Source organism: Actinomycetota bacterium, assembly GCA_018830725.1.
Classification (GTDB): Bacteria; Actinomycetota; Humimicrobiia; order JAHJRV01; family JAHJRV01; genus JAHJRV01.
On sequence record JAHJRV010000027.1, the window covers coordinates 1 to 3,592 of the forward strand.

The 3,592-nt window shown below is 28.6% G+C and carries 3 protein-coding genes and 4 tRNA genes; all 7 read right to left on the minus strand.

The window, feature by feature from the left end:
* Positions 1-271, minus strand: a 271-nt coding sequence (locus KKC53_01190) for a DPP IV N-terminal domain-containing protein (GenBank protein MBU2597788.1), incomplete at its 3' end; no start/stop codon positions are given.
* A gap of 311 nt (positions 272-582) precedes the next feature.
* Positions 583-673, minus strand: a tRNA-Ser gene (locus tag KKC53_01195).
* Positions 674-826: 153 nt separating this feature from the next.
* Positions 827-903: transfer RNA gene (locus KKC53_01200), tRNA-Arg, on the minus strand.
* A gap of 436 nt (positions 904-1,339) precedes the next feature.
* A tRNA-Ser gene (locus KKC53_01205) sits at positions 1,340-1,432 on the minus strand.
* 179 nt (positions 1,433-1,611) lie between these two features.
* Positions 1,612-2,607 (minus strand): hypothetical protein, encoded by a 996-nt coding sequence (locus tag KKC53_01210; protein ID MBU2597789.1) that lies wholly within the window; start codon positions 2,605-2,607, stop codon positions 1,612-1,614.
* A gap of 342 nt (positions 2,608-2,949) precedes the next feature.
* Positions 2,950-3,041, minus strand: a tRNA-Ser gene (locus KKC53_01215).
* A 317-nt stretch (positions 3,042-3,358) separates the two neighbouring features.
* A partial coding sequence (locus tag KKC53_01220) for a serine--tRNA ligase (GenBank protein MBU2597790.1) occupies positions 3,359-3,592 on the minus strand: 234 nt, incomplete at its 5' end.

Below are 3,592 nucleotides of genomic sequence, written 5' to 3' on the forward strand. Positions count from 1 at the left end.
CATCATCTCTATTTGAAATGAAAGCAATATATTTTCCATCTGGTGACCATTTTGGTTGACTATCTACTTGATTTCCATATGTAAATTGCCAGGCTCTTCCCCTTTCAGTTGGTACAATCCATAGATTTGAATATTTCTTTTTAGTCTTTCTATCTACTCTCTGAACACAAAAAACTACATGTTTACCAGATGGAGAGATTTGGCAGTCAGTAATCAATTTAAATCTATATAAATCATCAGCAGATATATACTGCTTTTTTCGCGTTGGCATAGTCTCTCCTTTTATAATGTTAAAAATATAATTTATTAGGATATTATATAAGATATGCAGGAAAGTCTATTGATATTCTTTAATAATGAATTTTTCAATATCCTTCTTCCATAACCAATTTTTACTCATATCTATTTAAGACCTCTAGAGAACATTTGAGCTATAAATCCTGCAATGGGTGGAAAGAAGAATGTACTTGCAATGCGAATGAGTGTAAATCTCCAGCCTAATATTCCAACTATTAGTTAAGAAGTCCCAAATTAAAGTTAAAATTGGTAAATGGTTGCTAGTATAAAATATTATTTTTAAATTGGCGGAGAGAGTGGGATTCGAACCCACGAAGGGCTATTAACCCTTAACGGTTTTCGAGACCGCTGCTTTAATCCCCTCAGCCATCTCTCCAAAATAATAATATCAAATGAAGAGAAAAAGTGAAATTTTTATTTTTTAAATCTATGTAGAATCTATCTTATTTTATAATCACAAATTTTGTTTATAAAAATAAAAAAATTAATATTTTGGAATCTTTGATTAATATATAAATTTATAAAAAAATGGCGCGCCTGAGAGGATTTGAACCTCCAACCTCCGGATTCGTAGTCCGCTGCTCTATCCAATTGAGCTACAGGCGCACACCAAAATATTCGTTTTATTTAAGTATTATGCCATTTTATATATGTTAGATAAGCTAAAGAAATTGTTTCAATTTTATCTAGCTTAAAATATTTCTCTTCAAATTTGAAACTAATTGACCAGCCATGCTTGGAAAGAATATTTAAATGTTATCAAACTCAAAATATTTCTTTTGTATAAATATTATTTCATTCCATATTTAAAATCAATTAGTTCCTTTGATTTTAGTTATTAATTATTTTTCTATAATTAAATAAATTATCAATAAAGATATTTAAAGATTTGGGCATAGTTTCTCCCTTCTTTATACTTGATTCCCCTCCCTTGATAGGAGGGGGTAGGAGGAGGGTGTAGACTAATTATATCTAATAGAATATTAAATTCTATCTAAAAAAATAAAATAAAAAACCATTCTTGATGGGAATGGTTTAAATATGGCGGAGGAGGTGGGATTCGAACCCACGAAGGAGCTATTAACCCCTTAATGGTTTAGCAAACCATCCTTTTCGTCCACTCAAGCACTCCTCCCGCAAATATACATTTACACAATAATATATATTTTTAATAATTCTTAGATATAAATCGAAAATTCTATTAATATTATACCCAATTATATCCAAAAAGAATTATTAATTTAAAATTTTAAATTAACTTTATCTAAAATTTTCAAACAATGAATCATAAAGATATCTAATAATCTATTATTTTTAGCTAAACATAGACAAGTAGTTTTTATATCTTTTTACATGTTTAGCATTACTAAACCCAATTTCCTTTACATATTTATGAATTTCCTGTAAACGTGTAATATGAACTTGTCGTCTTGTAATCTCTGTGGGATGATAACCAAGTTCCATCCATATTCTTCTAACAGATTTTAATAAAGGTTTTGAAGCACTTGTAAAACTTATTTGTATTGCTAATGTATTTGCATGATAGTTCTTCCGAGCAATATTTCCATCAGTATCTACTAACCCCCTTAAACAAGCTTTCATCAAACCTTTATTTTTAAAAACCCATTTTGGTATATCTACCTGTTGTTTCACCTTATTACCTCTATGTAGCCCTATTTTTTCTAAGAACTCTACCAGATTAGTACTAGAAGCAACTATATGTGTACAATTTTCTTTAATACGATCTATTCTAACAGGAACAATTGAAAATAATTTTTTAAATAAAGAGTTAACATAAAGAATATATTCAGCATCCCCTTTATAATTCAGTGAAACTTTAACCTGATGATTTGTTATACCACCATCTCCCAATATAATTCCTGTAAATTCTGCTAAACGAATTGAATAAGCTGGAATTTTAATTTCTTTTCTTTTAACAACTCTTGGATATCTCTCAGGATATAATCTTCTTAATTCTTGAGATCTTTTACCTCCCTTACTTCTACCTTCTGGTGTGCCGGGAGGTCCATATATCTTTAATCTTGCTAATCCTCCGGCTTTTGCTGCTTTAGGAACACTCCAATATTCTGGAAGTATTTTTTCTATATTTGGGAGAGAAACTTTCGTAAATTCTGATAGTATCTTTGCTTTTTCATAGTTCATCTTAAGTACTTCTCTTCTCCAATCTCTGAGAGTTCGTGATGATAAATTTACAACTTTTGCTAATCTATCCCATGTCAAACCTGATTTATTTTTAACATTTTCCATAAAAACTCTTTGATCACCTTTTTTTACTACAGCTCTTGACATATTCTTACTCTAAATTCTTATAACTTAACTTTTATTTAACTATTTTTATTTCTTTTATTTCTATTTTAAATTAATCAAATACTTTTTAATCTTTACCCTATGTTTTAGTTTATGAATTAATTTTATTTGTTAATTAACTATTTAAATATAAACATAATTAATCAAATGTATATATATTATACAAACATTAGTTCGTTTTGTCAAGCATAAAAGTTATTTTTAAAAATAATTATTTATTAATAGAATTTGATGTTGTGAGGTTATATTAGGAATATAATTTTTAAAATGGAATTAAATTAAAATTGTTTAGCTATTAAATTAATATTCCACTAGAAATAAAAGTGGCGGAGGGGGAGGGATTCGAACCCCCGAAGGACCGTTAGGTCCTTAATGGTTTTCAAGACCATCTCTTTCAGCCACTCAGACACCCCTCCAAATTAACATAGTTTTCAAATAAATTTTAACACAGATTAAAAAATGTATATATAAATTTAATTATAGAGGTTTAAATTTGTTGGGAAAAATAAATAATTTCAATTATGAATTAAAGGGATCCTTCCCCTTTCCTTCACTCCGTTCAAGGACATGCTTATCACTCAGGGTCAGGATGACAAACTTATTATCATTTGGCACTTTAGATATTTTTTGGAAAGATTTTTTCGATTCTCCTTATTTAAGTTCTAGTTAGGTTTTAATTACCGTTTACTTTTTTAGGAAGATTTTTCTATTATTTTTATATAAGATAAAGGTATTATTTAGGTGTTATTTTTTTGATTCCTTTCATATATGGTTTAAGCACATCAGGAATTAATACAGATCCATCTTTCTGTTGATAATTTTCTAAAATTGCAGTGATTGTTCTCCCTATTGCACATGCTGTTGAGTTCATAGTATGAACTAATTTAAGTTTTCCATCTTCATCTTTATATTTTATTCCAAGTCTTCTTGCCTGGAAGTCTGTATCATGACTACAGGACACAAGTTC

Coding starts and splice junctions, on each gene's coding strand:
- KKC53_01210 (MBU2597789.1), bottom strand. CDS start 2,607: ATGTCAAGAGCTGTAGTAAAAAAAGGTGATCAAAGAGTTTTTATGGAA.